At 47.3% G+C, this 15418-nt stretch carries 10 protein-coding genes; 1 reads left to right on the top strand and 9 read right to left on the bottom strand.

The annotated features are described in order from the left end of the window. The first annotated feature begins 228 nt into the window (after nt 1-228). Nucleotides 229-1533, top strand: a complete 1305-nt coding sequence (locus ACFBZI_RS09765) for a peptidylprolyl isomerase (RefSeq protein ID WP_375716140.1) — start codon at nt 229-231, stop codon at nt 1531-1533. 405 nt (nt 1534-1938) lie between these two features. Here ACFBZI_RS09765 and ACFBZI_RS09770 read toward each other — a convergent pair whose 3' ends face one another. The 9 genes from ACFBZI_RS09770 to carA form a co-directional block, all read right to left on the bottom strand. After that, nucleotides 1939-2871: a peptidoglycan DD-metalloendopeptidase family protein gene (locus tag ACFBZI_RS09770; protein ID WP_375716141.1), complete on the bottom strand. Its 933-nt coding sequence runs from the start codon at nt 2869-2871 to the stop codon at nt 1939-1941. Between the two features lie 220 nt (nt 2872-3091). Next, nucleotides 3092-4795 carry a fructose-specific PTS transporter subunit EIIC gene (locus ACFBZI_RS09775; RefSeq protein ID WP_375716142.1) on the bottom strand — a complete coding sequence of 568 codons (1704 nt, stop codon included), beginning with the start codon at nt 4793-4795 and terminating at the stop codon, nt 3092-3094. Between the two features lie 181 nt (nt 4796-4976). Further along, on the bottom strand, nt 4977-5939 hold the full coding sequence (locus ACFBZI_RS09780) for a 1-phosphofructokinase (RefSeq protein ID WP_375716143.1): 963 nt from the start codon (nt 5937-5939) through the stop codon (nt 4977-4979). Then, entirely contained in the window at nt 5936-8791 is a 2856-nt protein-coding gene (ptsP, locus tag ACFBZI_RS09785; protein ID WP_375716144.1) for a phosphoenolpyruvate--protein phosphotransferase, read from the bottom strand. The genes ACFBZI_RS09780 and ptsP overlap by 4 nt, the downstream gene beginning before the upstream one ends. Nucleotides 8792-8978: 187 nt before the next feature. Next, a complete protein-coding gene (locus ACFBZI_RS09790; protein WP_375716145.1) occupies nt 8979-9341 on the bottom strand; it encodes a SirB2 family protein in 363 nt (120 codons plus the stop codon). A gap of 25 nt (nt 9342-9366) precedes the next feature. Next, on the bottom strand, nt 9367-9843 hold the full coding sequence (greA, locus tag ACFBZI_RS09795) for a transcription elongation factor GreA (protein ID WP_375716146.1): 477 nt from the start codon (nt 9841-9843) through the stop codon (nt 9367-9369). Nucleotides 9844-10194: 351 nt separating this feature from the next. After that, nucleotides 10195-13431, bottom strand: a complete 3237-nt coding sequence (carB, locus tag ACFBZI_RS09800; protein WP_375716147.1) for a carbamoyl-phosphate synthase large subunit — start codon at nt 13429-13431, stop codon at nt 10195-10197. A 203-nt stretch (nt 13432-13634) separates the two neighbouring features. Next, on the bottom strand, nt 13635-14021 hold the full coding sequence (locus ACFBZI_RS09805; RefSeq protein WP_375716148.1) for a PM1101 family membrane protein: 387 nt from the start codon (nt 14019-14021) through the stop codon (nt 13635-13637). A 3-nt stretch (nt 14022-14024) separates the two neighbouring features. Then, nucleotides 14025-15236: a glutamine-hydrolyzing carbamoyl-phosphate synthase small subunit gene (gene carA, locus ACFBZI_RS09810; RefSeq protein ID WP_375716149.1), complete on the bottom strand. Its 1212-nt coding sequence runs from the start codon at nt 15234-15236 to the stop codon at nt 14025-14027. Nucleotides 15237-15418: the final 182 nt, after the last annotated feature.

Genomic DNA, 15418 nt, shown 5'->3' on the forward strand with positions numbered 1-15418 from the left:
TTGGCAAAATTCGACTTGGCAAATTCAGGCTTAAACTTGGTAAATTAAGCAAATTGGGCTAAAAACTTGCTTAATCTTGGCAATTTTGTAAATGCCCAACAATTATCATGGCGGCGGTTGCTTGTTTGTTTGACGATTGGCGTGGCAAGTGCTACACTTAAGCGGTTTATGACAATTTTGGCGATTTTGCCATTTAACTGATTTTACATAAGTACATAAGGATTTTTCATGCAAGGTAACTTTATCATCAAAACCTTGGCAGCAGCGATGATTGGCTGTCTTAGCTTGGCGGCTCATGCATCAATCAGCAGTAACAGCACTGACGGCATCGTCGCCATCGTCAATGACGAAATCATCTTAAAAAGTGAGCTGGGGCAAGCCGCCCAAATCGTCGCTGACGAAATGAAAAAGCGTGGCACAGTCGCCACCAGTGAGCAAGTGCAAGCAGTGGCGTTAAATGAGCTGATTGATGAAAAACTGCAACTGGGTCTGATTAACCGTGCTGGCATGGTTGTCAATGATGCCATCATCAATCAGCAACTGCTACAAATCGCCCAATCTCAAGGCCTATCAAGCCTAGCAGAGCTACAAAGCACGCTAGATGGTAAGCAAGCAGGCAGTTATGCTGCCTTGCGTCAAGGGCTAATCCAAGACGCATCAATGGCAGCTCTGTGGCAAAGCCAAGTGCAAAGCCGTGTGCGTATCAGCGATGAGCAGGTCAATGCATTCCTAAAAAGCCCAGAAGCGGCACGACTGAACCAAAGCCAATATCAGCTGCTACACATTCGTGTGCCTTATCTGAATCACACCGCCAGCGAACAAAACTACCAGCAAGCACTGACGGTCGCCAAGCAGGTCAAATCGGCACTTGATAACAGCAAAACACTGGATCAAACCCTAAAAACCAACCAAACCAAACTTACTGGCGAACTACAAGGCGTGGACACAGGTCTGATTAATGCCAATGCCCTGCCCGCCAATATCGCCACCGAAGTTGATAAATTAGCGATTGGTCAGACATCACTGCCTTTGGTCAGTGCCGATGGTATCGATGTGATCAAATTGGTCGATAAAAAAGAACAAGCCAGAATCTTGGCATCTGAATGGAACACCAGCCATATCCTAGCTCGTGTCGATGACAACCAAAGCAGCGACATGGCCGAACAAAAAATCAACGCCCTGTACCAAGAGCTACAAAAAGGCGGTGATTTTGCGATGCTGGCAGCCACTTACTCAGACGACACAGGCTCGGCAGCACAGCATGGTGGCTTGGGCTGGGTCAATGAAGGCGAAATGGTTGCCGAATTTGAAACCGTGATGAAAAACACCGCTCGTGGCGACTACTCAACGCCGTTTCGCTCACAATTTGGCTGGCATATCCTAAAAGTCAATGATATCCGCCAAAAAGATGTTACCGAACAATACCGCCGCAACGCCGCTCGTGAATATCTATTCACACGCCAAGCACCGCAAGCACAAGAAGACTGGCTACAAGAATTGCGTTCAGGTGCTTATATTAAGATTTATGAATGATTGTTATTGGATAACTATTGCTAAATAATTATCGCCAAATAATTGTTATTAAATAATTATTTATTAAATAATTGCAATCAATCGCCACCATGCCGCCAACATTTTGGCGGTATTTTCTTTGGGTAAGTTTTTCGACTAAGTTTTTGGGCTAAGTTTTACGAAATTTTCAAAACAACCCATCAAACTGACAAAAAAATCACCCAAACAGATTGTATTTGGGTGATTTTGGGATTTTTATGGTGGCATTTTTGAATGTTATTCAAAGTAAAATGTTATTTGGAGTATGAGCATAACAGCTTACCCATTGATAAATTTTATAAATCTGGCTGGGATTTTAACCGTTATTACCATTATTGCCACCCTTGCCAACACCGTTATTGTGCCATTGTTTTGGCATCGTTTTGGCTATTTTAGCACAGTCAAAGGATCGACATACACGCCATTTTTTGCCACACGAAACTCAAGCAATGCCGCACCGCTTGGCTGATTTTTCATGCTGGCGATACGCTGCCCCAGACGGACGCTGTCGCCAGTTTTGACTTGGGCGTCTTTGATATGGATATAGCTTGATACAAAGCCATTGGTATGCTGAATAATGATGCTGGCACCGTCCATATTGCGGTCAGCTTGAATCACCGTGCCTGCATTACTGGCATTAACCGCATCGCCATCACGCCCAGAGAACCACATGCCATGACTGTCCACAGTTGTCCCTGCCACAGTCGCCTTACCAAAACGGCGTACCACAGGGTTATTGGTGCCAACAGGATAGCGAAACTGCATCACGCCTGAGCTGCCTGTGGCAAAAGGTGCAGCAGCGTTGGTGGCGGCTGCGATGGGTGGCTGTGGTGCTGGTGCTTGGTATGATGGTTGGACTGGTTGTCGAGCTGACTGCTTGGCAGGTTGCCCACCATTTGGCTGTTGGGTTCTGGAGTTTTGGGTGATGACGGTTTGATTTGTGCCGCTGTGTTTGCCTGACTTGATGGCTTGCTCACGAGCTTTTAGCGTGCCCGTCCACAGGGTTAGCCATTGCCCTATCTGAATGGTATAGCTGCTGTTTAGGTTGTTCATTTGTCCAACTTCACGCCAATTTAGACCATAACGCTGGGCAATCTTACTCACCGTGTCGCCTTGCTTGACTTGATAGCGGTTTGGCACGCCTTTACTGTCGGTAATCACCTGATGGCTGGTCGCCGTTTTGCCCGTACCAGATGTGCTGTTATAAGTCGGCTTACTGGCACAGCCTGCCAATGCACACACCATCGCTGCACCAACAATCAATCCCAAATGTTTTACAGGGTTTTGGCTTTGAATCTTTATCGCAATACTCACAGTCATACTCCAAGGTTTGTTGTCATTTGCTTGGTTGGTGCTGACACCATCAAATTAAAATCCCTATTGTAGCACGCCAGCCACAAAATACAAAACCCACCAAAGGCAGGTTTTGTATTTTTTTGTCAAATTGGCAAACTGTCCGCTCATTTATCGATGGGTAATTTGCCAATTTGTTAATATTAATGTTCATGCTGTTTAATCAAGCATGGCAATGATGCGACTATTATGCAGCTGTTGCGATTTCTTTTGGCTTAACCAGTGCATAAGCCACACCAGTCAATAAACTGCCTGCCGCAATCGCCACAAGATACATCAGTGCATGATTGACCGCACCCGGAATGAGCAGTACAAAAACGCCGCCATGCGGTGCAACCAAAGTGATGTTAAATAACGCCACCAATGCACCTGTCAGCACGCCACCGATGATACAGCAAGGAATCACACGCACAGGATCTTTGGCGGCAAATGGAATCGCCCCTTCAGAGATAAAGCACGCACCCAAAACCATCGCCGCTTTACCAGCGTTACGCTCGTTGTCGGTGAATTTTTTGGCAGCCAAGACAGTCGCCAAACCAATGCCAATGGCTGGCACCATACCGCCTGCCATCGCCGCCGCCATGGGAAAATAGCTCTCTGAAGTCAATAGCCCCACCGAGAACGCATAAGCTGCCTTATTAATCGGTCCACCCAAATCCACGCACATCATGCCTGCCAAAATCACACCCAAAATTACCGCATTGGCAGTACCCATATTTGCCAAAAAATGCTCCATTTGGCTAAGTACATAAGCCACTGGCGTGCCGATGACATAATACATGGCAAGACCGACCACCAAACTACTCACCAAAGGAATGATCAAAATCGGCTTAAGTGCTTCAAGCGTTACAGGCAAAGTCAATTTTTTGGCAAGCCACAGCGACACATAGCCTGCCAAAAAACCTGCTGCAATACCGCCCAAAAAGCCTGCTCCCAAAGTACCAGCCAAAGCACCGCCAATCAAACCTGCCGCCAAACCTGGGCGATCAGCGATAGAATAGGCGATATACCCTGCCAACAGTGGCACCATCAGACCAAACGCCGCCTTGCCCGTTCCCATCAACGCCGCCGCCAGCGAGCCTTCAACTTCAAACGCCTTAATGCCAAACACAAAAGATAAAGCAATTAACAAACCACCTGCCACCACCATCGGCAACATGTATGACACACCTGTCAAAAGATGCTTATACACACCTGATTTTTGGGTGCTAGTGTTGGTTTCGCCGCCGACGCTGTCGCCCTTGGTGCTGGCAACCGCTGCGGTAGCGATGGCATCGGCAAAGGTTTTTTCCGTTTGTTTTAGGGCATTGCCTGTGCTGGTGCGATAGATTTTTTTATTGGCAAAGCGATCGGCATTGACTTCAATATCCGTCGCCAAAATCACAAAATCGGCTCGCTCAATGCTTTCATCGCTCAAAATATTCTTTGCCCCCACCGAACCTTGAGTTTCAACATCGATGGTATAGCCCAAGCGTTCTGCACCCAATTTTAGGGCATCTGCCGCCATAAAGGTGTGTGCCACCCCTGTTGGGCAAGCGGTAATCGCCACAAAATGCAGCGGCTTGCCTGTGGTGTGATTTGGCGATTGGCTCGGCAATTTCGATGAATTTTGTAGCAAATTTTGCCCATTGTTTGCAAATAACGATACCAAAAACTGCACATCGGCAAATTCATTGCCTGTCATTTGACTGGCGTCCAAATAAATGACATCGGCTGGTTGCATCGCACCATCACCGATGACGATGCGTGGCACATCTGCCGAATGCGTATTCATAATGGCGGCAACCACGCCTTGTTGATTGAGTGATTTGACCAACTGCTTGGCAACGAGCAACGCATGAACGCTACTTGTTGCCAAACTGATGGCAACCGAAGAAGGGAAATTTTGCATAAAACACCAATTAAACTTAAACTTGCTTAATTTGCCATCAACCTGCCAAATGGCTAAAGATTTGACAAAAGTTTAACAAATCAAGCAACAACCAAACATACAAAATACAGATTAATTTAACAACAGATTAAATTTTAGATAAAAAAATTGCCCAGCATTATTGATAACAGTGATAAATATGTTACCCATAAAATGCCACTTGTGATTTTAGGGCATCAAGACGCACTGGATCTGCCACATCAAAGCCTACAATACTCACCGCATGGGCGGATAATGCCACCGCTGTGGCCAAAATTTCTCTCGGTGAATGCTCACTAAGCAAGCCATAAATCATGCCAGCGACCAAAGTATCACCAGCTCCCACGGTGCTTTTGACCTGCACGGCAGGCGGCGTGGCACGATAAACTTGATTGGCTGTCAGCCAATGCACGCCTTTATCGCCCATGGAGATGACGATATGCTCAATGTCAGTCGCCAGCGTCGCAAATAACGCCTGCTGCTCGTCCAGCGTGTCGCACGGCTTGGCAAACGCTTCAAACAGCTCATCGTTGTTTGGCTTAATCAGCCACAGCGAATGACGCATGGCGATTTTTAGAGCATCGCCACTAACATCGACCGCCACTTTTGGGTTGACCTTGACAAGCTCGCCAAGCAAAGTGTCAAAATCTCTGCCATCAAAACCTTGTGGCAAACTGCCAGCAATCAGCACCGCATCGCAGTGTGCCGCCAGTGTCAAAACTTTTGCCATCAATGCCGCTTTGTCGTCATCTTGCACCACAAAGCCCTTGCCGTTAATGTCGGTGGTCGTGCCGTTATCGGTTAATTTGATGTTGGTGCGAGTTTGCCCTGCCACACGCACAAATTCATCAACCAACAGCGTTGGCAAATGCTCATCAGACGACTTGATATTCGTATGACTTTTGGTAAATAATTTGTCAAATTCACCAACATTATCCGCACCCAAAAATCCAGATGCCACGCCCTGCACACCCAACTGGCTTAAAATCTGAGCGGCATTTAACGCCTTGCCAGCGGCATCGATTTGTACGCCTGTGGCTCGATTGACATTGCCAAGACTTAGACAATCCACCATCACTGTCATATCCAGTGCAGGATTTAGCGTGATACACAGCACTTTTTTCATAACGCACCTTCTGTCAATTGACGCACTTGGCTTGCGGTTTGGCATTGTAATGCTTGCTTGGCAAGGGTTTTGGCATTGGCAAAGGACAGCGTGCGAATCTGTGCTTTGACCAAGGCAATTGCACCAGATGACATCGACAATTCATCGACACCCAAGCCCAATAAAATCGGCACTGCCTTGGCATCACAAGCCAGCTCACCGCACACGCCCACCCATTTGCCATGGGCATGTGCCGCTTGCACCACTTGGTGAATGAGCGTCAAAATGCTTGGGTGCAAGCCGTCAGCATCTTTTGATAACTGTGGGTGGCCACGGTCAATGGCCAGTACATATTGGGTCAAATCGTTGGTACCGATGCTAAAAAAGTCCACTTCTTTGGCAAAATGCGATGCCAGCACTGCCGCACTTGGCACTTCAAGCATAATGCCCACTTGCAAATTGTCGTGCGGATACTCAGCCAACACTTCGTCCAAAATCGCTCGTGCCGCTCGCCACTCTTCGATACGCCCAATCATCGGAAACATGATACGCAAATCACGCCCTTTGGACGCCAAAATCAAGGCGGTCAATTGACTGCGTAACATCTGTGGGTGGGCAAGTAGCAGACGAATGCCACGCAATCCCAAAAATGGGTTTTCTTCGGCAGCCATCGGCAGATATGGCAAGGCTTTATCGCCACCGATATCCAAAACTCGCACCACCAAAGGCTTGCCGTCTAAGGCATCAAACACTTGCTCATAATCGGCAATTTGGGTATCGATATCAGGAATTTGTGTGTGCGACATAAAGACAAGTTCGGTACGCAGTAAGCCCACGCCTTCGGCACCATTGGTAACGGCATCGGCAGTATCGGCGACATTACCCAAGTTTGCCGCCACTTCAATGCGGTGATTATCCAGCGTTATCGCTGGCAAATGAGCCTGTTCACCAGCCAAGCGTTTTTGTTCACGATAGCGGATCTGAGCCTGTTGGCAATCTGATACCATCTGCTCATCTGGACGCACCACAAACCACCCTTGGCTGCCGTCCAATAAAACCGTCGTTTCATTCTCAATCGTCAGCACGCCACCGCCTGCCCCCACCAAAGCAGGAATGCCCAACGCTCTGGCGATGATGGCACTGTGCGAGCTGGCTCCGCCCACTGCCGTGATGATGCCTGCCACACAAGCTGGGTCAAGATTTGCCACATCTGACGGCAATAGGTCTTCTTTGATCAGCACATACGGACTGTCAGGTGCAGTGGCGATTTGTTGGTTAAGTAATTTTAATAAAACTTTTTGACCAATGTCTCGCAAATCTTGGGCCCGCTCGGCAAGCAAGTGATTGCCTAATGCCGCTTGAGCATTGGCAAGTTTTTCAATAAAGCCGTGCCATGCCGCTGGTGCAGACTTGCCTGCCTGAATGTCGGCATACGCACCTGTGGTGATTTCTTCATCGTCAAGCAATGCCAAATGTGCCGAAAAAATTTGGGCAATTTGGGCTTTTTTGGCATCAGCAATTAAGGCGGCAAGCTCATTTTTGACAGCATCAATGGCGGCATTTAGTCGAGCCAGCTCGTCGGCTGGCACATCGGCAGTCATCGGATAATCAAACTGCAGCGGCTTGATGACATACGCCTTACCCACCGCCAAGCCTGCAGCGGCGGCAATCGCTGGGATTTTTTCGCCATCAAGGATTGGTAAATGATCCACCTTGGTATCAGACAACGCCGCCAAATCAGCCAAATCCTGTGCTGGCGTGGTTTTGCTGGCGGTTTTGGTGATTGGTACAACTTCATCGCCAAGCCCTGCTTGCACCGCTTCGACCAATTTTGGTAACAATGCCGCCGCATCAGTCTGCGGTTTGGCAATAAAAGTCAAAGTCTGCCCCATGCCTGCCCCCAAAGACAGCAGGCGAGTTAAGCTCTTGGCGGACACATAATCGCCATCATCAACGCACACTTTGACATCGCCATCAGCCTGCTTGGCAAGCTCGGACAATGCCGTGGCAGGGCGTGCGTGTAAGCCATGGGCAATCGGCAAAACCACCGATGCCGATACCCAGCCGTCTTGATGATCAATGCCAAGCAGCGTCAAAACCGCCGCTTTATCACCCTGCGTGATGGCTTGGGCAAATTCATCGCTCATCAACACATCATACGCCTGTTCCAGTGCGTCTTTGTCGATGCTGGCCGTTGCACTCACCACCGCCAAAGCCTGCGTTTGGTTGGCAGCAATCGCCAATGCCGAGCCTTTGAGTGCAGGGTGATTTTCTAGCACCACACAGCTTAGAGCATGGCTCAATTTGCTTGGCTCGTGCTTTGGCAAAAAAATGGACGAAATCAAATTTTGAGCCTTTAGCTGCTGCAATGCTTGCAGATACAGCTCATCTTCGTCCACAGCTGGCACATCAAGGCAGATCAAGCGTGCCTGCTGGATAAACTGCTTTTTGGCGTTTAACGCATCAATGACATTATCAGCTTGGCGAGCATTGGCAATGGCATCGCTGACATCATCGGACAGCACCTTGGTCAGATTTTGTAAAATTTGCAAATGCTCATCGGATTTGGCAGCAATCACCACCGCCAAATGCACCTTGTCGCCAGCATCATTCCAAACCACACCATCAGCAAAATGCACCAAACGCACGCCAGTTTGCTTGATGCTATCACGAGAGCTGGGCATACCATGCGGAATGGCAATGCCCTGCCCCAGATAAGTCGATGACTGCGTTTCTCTATCTTTTAGCCCCTGCAAATAAGCGGCATCAACCAAACCGTCTTCAACCAAAATATCGCAAAGTACCGCCAACGCTTCATCTTTATTGCCAGCAGTCGCCTGCATACGGACATCGTCTTTGCTCAAACTTAGCATAGTTATCCTTTTTCACTCACATAAAAATGGCTGAAAATCATTTTCAGCCATCGAAAATAAAATAACCAATTATAGCATGATTTTATGCCAATCATACTGGTTAAATGAAAATTTGTTTAAGCATATTGGTGCGGCTTGGTGTAATCGCATTGCCAATTTGCCACAATCCACCACAAATTTGCCCAAATCAGCCAAGCATAGGCTTGGTGATTGCCAAGGTCAAAATGCCCACATAAGCCACTGTCGCAATCAGCAAGCCAGCTTTGGCCTGTGATGGTGCTTGGGTGTAATTACGCTGGGCTTTGATGGTTGCCGATACCGCCACAATCAACAAAACCAGCTTGGCAATCGCCCAATGCTGCACGCCTGCAACTTGGTACAGCTGCCAAAACAGCCAAAACCCAGACAGCACCAACGCCAAATACAGCACATGTGTGGCGATTTTGAACACTTTTGATGTGCTTGCTGCCTTACCTGCCAGTGCTGGCAATGCTTGAAAAATAAACACAAACAGCACCAACATGGCGGCAAACATATGAAAATGTTTCATCGATTTATCCTTATTTTGATAAAATTTAGGCGTAAATCACTTCCAAAATCTCAAATTCCGCCAAACCACTTGGTGTCTGGATTTTGGCTTCATCGCCTTCTGATTTACCAATCAAGCCACGAGCAATGGGCGAATTGACCGAAATTTTACCGACCTTAAAGTCCGCTTCGTCATCACCGACAATCTTATAACGGCGTTCTGCACCATCGTCCAGATTTTCAAGCACCACCGTTACACCAAACACCACTCGCCCATCTTGTGGCAGTTTGCTTGGGTCAATCACCTGAGCACCGCCCAATTTGGCTTCGATATCACGAATGCGTGCTTCACACAGGCCTTGTTGCTCTCGTGCGGCATGATATTCGGCGTTTTCTTTGAGATCGCCGTGCTCTCGTGCTTCGGCAATGGCGACGGTGATGCGTGGACGCTCAACAGTTTTTAGCTGCTTTAGCTCTTCTTCTAGTGCCTGATGTCCTTCTGGGGTCATGGGATAGCGTTGCATAATTTTTCCTTTTTAAAGCAAATAAACAAATGCAAAAAAGCTTGCCAAACTTTCATCTGGCAAGGCTTTCTTGGACAATTTGATAGCGATATTTTACTGGGTTTTAAGAAAATTGCAAGCCTTTTTGATAAAACCAAACGCATTGACCGCTTGCCATTTTATAAAACATACGCCAGTTGGTCGGTTTGGCTCAATTTTTAACCTGCCCAATTTGTCAATCTACCAAATGGTTAAATTGTCCATTTATTCAATTGCTAAATTGTTGAATTGGGCAAGTTAATTTAATTTAAATAATCTAAACCAAATCTACCTTTGCAAATATCACCAAACCAGCGGTACTCATGCCGATGGTTAAGCGTGCAAATCTTGCAATTTGTACACATCAAACGGCAGCTTGACTTGGTACGCCATGCACACCGCATGAGCAGCACTCATGGTGGTTACATAAAACACTTTGGCTTGCAAGGCACTGCGGCGAATCAAGAACGAATCTTCTTGGGCTTGCTTGCCTTCGGTTGTATTCACTACCAAATGAATCTCACCATTTTTAATCATATCGACAATATGCGGACGGCCTTCATTGACTTTATTGATACGCTCGCACTCGATGCCAGCAGCTGCCAGCACGCTTTGAGTGCCGCCAGTTGCCACCAATTTAAAACCATATTCGACAAGCTGCTTGGCGATGGCAGGCAGATTTTTCTTATCGCCATCACGCACTGACAAGAAGGCTTTTTTGATTTCGCCATCAACTGGTAAGCCCGGCAAGCGTTCGTTTGAGCCGATAACTGCCTTATAAAACGCTTCGCCAAAGGTTTTGCCCACGCCCATCACTTCGCCTGTGGATTTCATCTCTGGGCTTAGAATCGGATCGACACCCGGGAATTTGGCAAATGGGAATACCGCTTCTTTGACCGAATAATGGCTTGGGACAATCTCGGTGGTAAAGCCCTGCTCCGCCAAAGACTTGCCTGCCATGCAGCGTGCGGCGACTTTTGCCAAAGAAGTGCCGATGCATTTTGAGACAAATGGCACGGTGCGGCTGGCACGGGGATTGACTTCCAGAATATACACGGTGTTGTCTTTGACTGCATATTGGACATTCATCAAGCCAATCACGCCCAGCTCTTTTGCCATGGCGATAGTCTGCTCACGGATTTGAGCTTGAATGTCAGCACCCAGCGAATATGGCGGCAAGCTACACGCCGAATCGCCAGAATGCACGCCTGCCTGCTCGATGTGCTGCATGATACCGCCAATCACCACATCTTTGCCATCGCTGACACAATCCACATCAACTTCGATGGCATCGTCCAAGAATCGATCAAGCAGCACTGGTGCTTCGTTTGACGCTTGCACCGCTTCACGCAGATAGCGTTTTAGCTCATCTTCGTTATAGACGATTTCCATCGCACGACCGCCCAGCACATACGATGGACGCACCACCAACGGATAGCCGACTGATTGGGCTTTGATTAAGCCTTCTTCGCTGCTGGTCGCCAAGGCATTTGGTGGCTGATTCAGATTAAGCTGATGCAGCATTTTTTGAAAACGCTCACGGTCTTCGGCACGGTCAATGGCGTCTGGGCTAGTACCGATAATCGGCGCACCAGCTTCTTCTAATGCACGAGCCAATTTTAGCGGTGTCTGACCACCGTACTGGACGATGACGCCTTTTGGTTTTTCGGTGCGGATAATCTCTAACACATCTTCAAGCGTAACAGGCTCAAAATACAAGCGATCCGATGTGTCATAATCGGTTGAGACGGTTTCTGGGTTGCAGTTTACCATGATGGTTTCAAAGCCGTCTTCACGCATGGCAAGTGCCGCATGCACACAACAATAATCAAACTCAATGCCTTGACCGATGCGGTTTGGGCCACCGCCGATAACCATGATTTTGTCTTTGTCGCTTGGGCGAGCTTCGCATTCGTCATCATAGCTTGAGTACATATAAGCCGTTGAAGTCTCAAACTCAGCTGCACAAGTATCCACACGCTTATACACAGGATACACGCCCAATTCCCAGCGGTGTTTACGCAGTTGTTTTTGGCTGATGCCCATCAGATTGGCAATGCGTAAATCGCTCATGCCTTTTCGCTTAAATTGGCGTAAATTGTCAGCAGTCAAACCGCCAAAGCCTAGGGTTTTGATTTGGTTTTCGGTGTGCACAATATCTTCAATCTGCACCAAGAACCACTTATCAATGTTGGTATAGCCAAACACTTCATCTAGGCTCATGCCATGGCGGAAGGCTTCGGCGATATAAAAAATGCGGTCAGGCGTTGGGATACTTAGGCGGTTTTTGATTTCGCTGGTGATGGCATCGTCAGACTTGCCTTGCAAATCAATGATTTCATCAAAGCCAGTTGCCCCTGTTTCTAGTCCACGCAGTGCCTTTTGCATCGATTCTTGGAAATTGCGACCAATCGCCATCACTTCACCCACCGATTTCATTTGGGTGGTCAAAGTCGCTTCTGCTTGTGGGAATTTTTCAAAGTTAAAGCGTGGGATTTTGGTAACTACATAGTCAATCGATGGCTCAAAACTGGCTGGCGTTTTGCCGCCTGTGATGTCATTTTTTAGCTCATCAAGCGTATAGCCCACCGCCAATTTGGCAGCGATTTTGGCAATCGGAAAACCTGTCGCCTTGGACGCCAAAGCAGATGAACGACTGACTCGTGGGTTCATTTCGATAACCACCATGCGACCGTTGTTTGGATTGATACCAAACTGCACATTTGAGCCGCCTGTTTCTACGCCAATCTCACGCAAAACTGCAATGGACGCATTACGCATCAGTTGGTATTCTTTGTCCGTCAAGGTCTGGGCAGGAGCAACGGTGATAGAGTCGCCTGTATGCACACCCATCGGATCGAAATTTTCAATCGAGCAGACAATGATGCAGTTGTCGTTTTTATCACGCACCACTTCCATTTCGTATTCTTTCCAGCCGATCAGACTTTCGTCAATCAACAGCTGATGTGTCGGCGACAAGTCAAAACCACGCTCACAAATCTCGATAAATTCATCACGGTTATAAGCAATGCCACCGCCTGAGCCACCCATGGTGAATGATGGACGGATAATCACTGGAAAACCAAAGCGAGATTGAATCTCTAACGCCTGCTCCATGGTCTCGGCAATGTCCGCTCGTGGGCATTCTAGACCGATTTTTTTCATCGCTTTGTCAAACAACTCACGGTCTTCGGCTTTTTCGATGGCGTCTTTGGTTGCACCGATAAGCTCACAGCCGTATTTGGCAAGCACGCCATGCTTATCCAAATCCAACGCACAGTTAAGTGCCGTCTGACCACCCATGGTTGGCAAAATGGCGTCTGGACGCTCTTTGGCGATGATACCTTCAACCGTCTGCCAAGTAATCGGCTCGATATAAGTGGCGTCTGCCATCGCAGGGTCGGTCATGATGGTGGCTGGGTTTGAGTTCACCAAAATCACTCGGTAGCCTTCTTCTTTTAGGGCTTTACAAGCCTGAGCCCCTGAATAGTCAAACTCACAAGCCTGACCAATGACAATAGGGCCTGCACCGATGATAAGAATGGATTTTATGTCTGTACGCTTTGGCATGGTTACTCTCTTTATAATATCAATTACATCATTAGCTAAACTTTAAATTCAACCAATGATATATGTTAGTATTTAGCAATAACTTATTCGCTACCTTAAATGTCAAATCCTACAAATAATTTAACATTCGTTGTACACATATTAACAATTAAATACTCTATACTCTTTTTATTAATATTCACAGCACTAGCGAAATAAATCAATCATTTTCGTTTAAATTCTGCACGTATACCTTCTGTTGGATGCATTGTATACTTTACATCATACCCTTTAAACAAAGCCAAAATGATCGGAATTCCGCCTACAGCTACTATAGCCAATAAAACCGTAGTGCTTACAGCAGGAACACCAGCAGCAGACAGTCCTATTAAGCCAGCAGCACCTACCGCTCCAGACACTCCACCAGTCACTGGCGTAGCAACAATAGCAGCAACTGAAGCTGCCAATCCAAATAAAGCAAACTTATTCAGTGTAGTAACAAACTGCGTTTGCTTGATTTCTTTGGCAAGCTCACCCTCAACAATAAAATACTGAGTTTTGCTATCTATTGCTTTTTTTAGCTCTTCTTTTGTTTTTACAATAATAGCCATATGTTAAAACTCCTTCACCTTTTCCATCTCACTGACAAATCTGTCAAACAACACCGCACAATCATGTGGGCCGGGGCTGGCTTCTGGGTGTCCTTGGAAACTGAATGCTGGGTGATTGGTCAGCTCAATGCCTTGGTTTGAGCCATCAAACAATGAGCGATGCGTTGGGCGGACATGCTCAGGCAAGCTGTCTTCGTCCACACAAAAACCGTGGTTTTGGCTGGTGATCATCACTGTGCCATCGGCTAGGTTTTGTACTGGGTGGTTTGCTCCATGGTGGCCAAATTTCATCTTAACAGTCTTTGCACCACTGGCCAATGCCAAAAGCTGATGACCCAAGCAAATGCCAAATACAGGAATCTTAGTCTGAGTAATCACATGGCGAATCGCTTCGATGGCATAAGTACATGGCTCAGGATCGCCAGGGCCATTTGATAAGAAAATGCCATCAGGATTGTGTTTTAGCACTTCATCAATTGGTGTGGTTGCAGGCACAACCGTCACATGACAGCCACGGTCAGCAAGCATACGCAGGATATTGGTTTTGACACCAAAATCATAAGCCACGATATTAAAACGCTGCTCGATGTCCGTGCCAAGCTCGGCAAATCGTCCGCCAGTTTCGGTTGTCTTGGCATTGCGTCCATCATTGGCAAGCTGCCAAGAGCCTTGCGTCCACACATAGCCTTGTTGGTCGCAGCAGACTTTGGCAAGGTCTTGACCTTTCATTGATGGTGCTGATTTGGCAAGCTCAACGGCACGAGCTTCATCGATATTGCCGTCAGCATCAGCGGTCATGATGCAGCCATTTTGAGCCCCTGTGGTGCGTAGCAGGGTTGTCAATCGGCGTGTGTCAATGTCAGCAATCGCCACCACATTATGTGCCATCAGATAATCAGACAGCGAACCTGTGGCACGAAAATTGCTGTGTAGCAGTGGCAAATCACGGATAATCAGCCCTGTCGCCCACACTTTATGAATGCGGCCTGATTCGCAGTCTTCGTCATTGCAGCCAGTGTTACCGATGTGCGGATAAGTCAAAGTTACCATCTGCCCTGAGTAACTTGGATCGGTCAAAATCTCTTGGTAGCCAGTCATGGCGGTGTTAAAAACCACTTCGCCAACCGTGCTACCTTGAGCACCGATGCTCACACCACGAAAAATTGTCCCATCAGCAAGTGCCAAAATGGCTTTTTGAGTTGTTTGAACCGTCATGAATCTGCCCCAATTTTTTATAAATTTTAAATGTTTATTGGAATAAAAGTTAATCTACCCCAAATTTTGGGCAAAATTTTTTAGCGAAATCGTCGCTAAAACTCGCCCATTGGCAAAAATTGCCCACAAAAAAGCGAATGATTAAAACAAATAACTTACCCTTGCGTCAATGCTAAGATAAA

This window comes from Moraxella marmotae (assembly GCF_042219885.1).
Lineage (GTDB): Bacteria > Pseudomonadota > Gammaproteobacteria > Pseudomonadales > Moraxellaceae > Moraxella > Moraxella marmotae.

Excerpts from the sequence above, each read along its gene's own strand:
- ACFBZI_RS09770 (WP_375716141.1), bottom strand. The coding sequence starts at position 2,871 with ATGACTGTGAGTATTGCGATAAAGATTCAAAGCCAAAACCCTGTAAAA.
- carA (WP_375716149.1), bottom strand. The coding sequence starts at position 15,236 with ATGACGGTTCAAACAACTCAAAAAGCCATTTTGGCACTTGCTGATGGG.
- carB (WP_375716147.1), bottom strand. The coding sequence starts at position 13,431 with ATGCCAAAGCGTACAGACATAAAATCCATTCTTATCATCGGTGCAGGC.
- ACFBZI_RS09780 (WP_375716143.1), bottom strand. The coding sequence starts at position 5,939 with ATGAAAAAAGTGCTGTGTATCACGCTAAATCCTGCACTGGATATGACA.
- ACFBZI_RS09790 (WP_375716145.1), bottom strand. The coding sequence starts at position 9,341 with ATGAAACATTTTCATATGTTTGCCGCCATGTTGGTGCTGTTTGTGTTT.
- ACFBZI_RS09775 (WP_375716142.1), bottom strand. The coding sequence starts at position 4,795 with ATGCAAAATTTCCCTTCTTCGGTTGCCATCAGTTTGGCAACAAGTAGC.
- ptsP (WP_375716144.1), bottom strand. The coding sequence starts at position 8,791 with ATGCTAAGTTTGAGCAAAGACGATGTCCGTATGCAGGCGACTGCTGGC.
- ACFBZI_RS09805 (WP_375716148.1), bottom strand. The coding sequence starts at position 14,021 with ATGGCTATTATTGTAAAAACAAAAGAAGAGCTAAAAAAAGCAATAGAT.
- ACFBZI_RS09765 (WP_375716140.1), top strand. The coding sequence starts at position 229 with ATGCAAGGTAACTTTATCATCAAAACCTTGGCAGCAGCGATGATTGGC.
- greA (WP_375716146.1), bottom strand. The coding sequence starts at position 9,843 with ATGCAACGCTATCCCATGACCCCAGAAGGACATCAGGCACTAGAAGAA.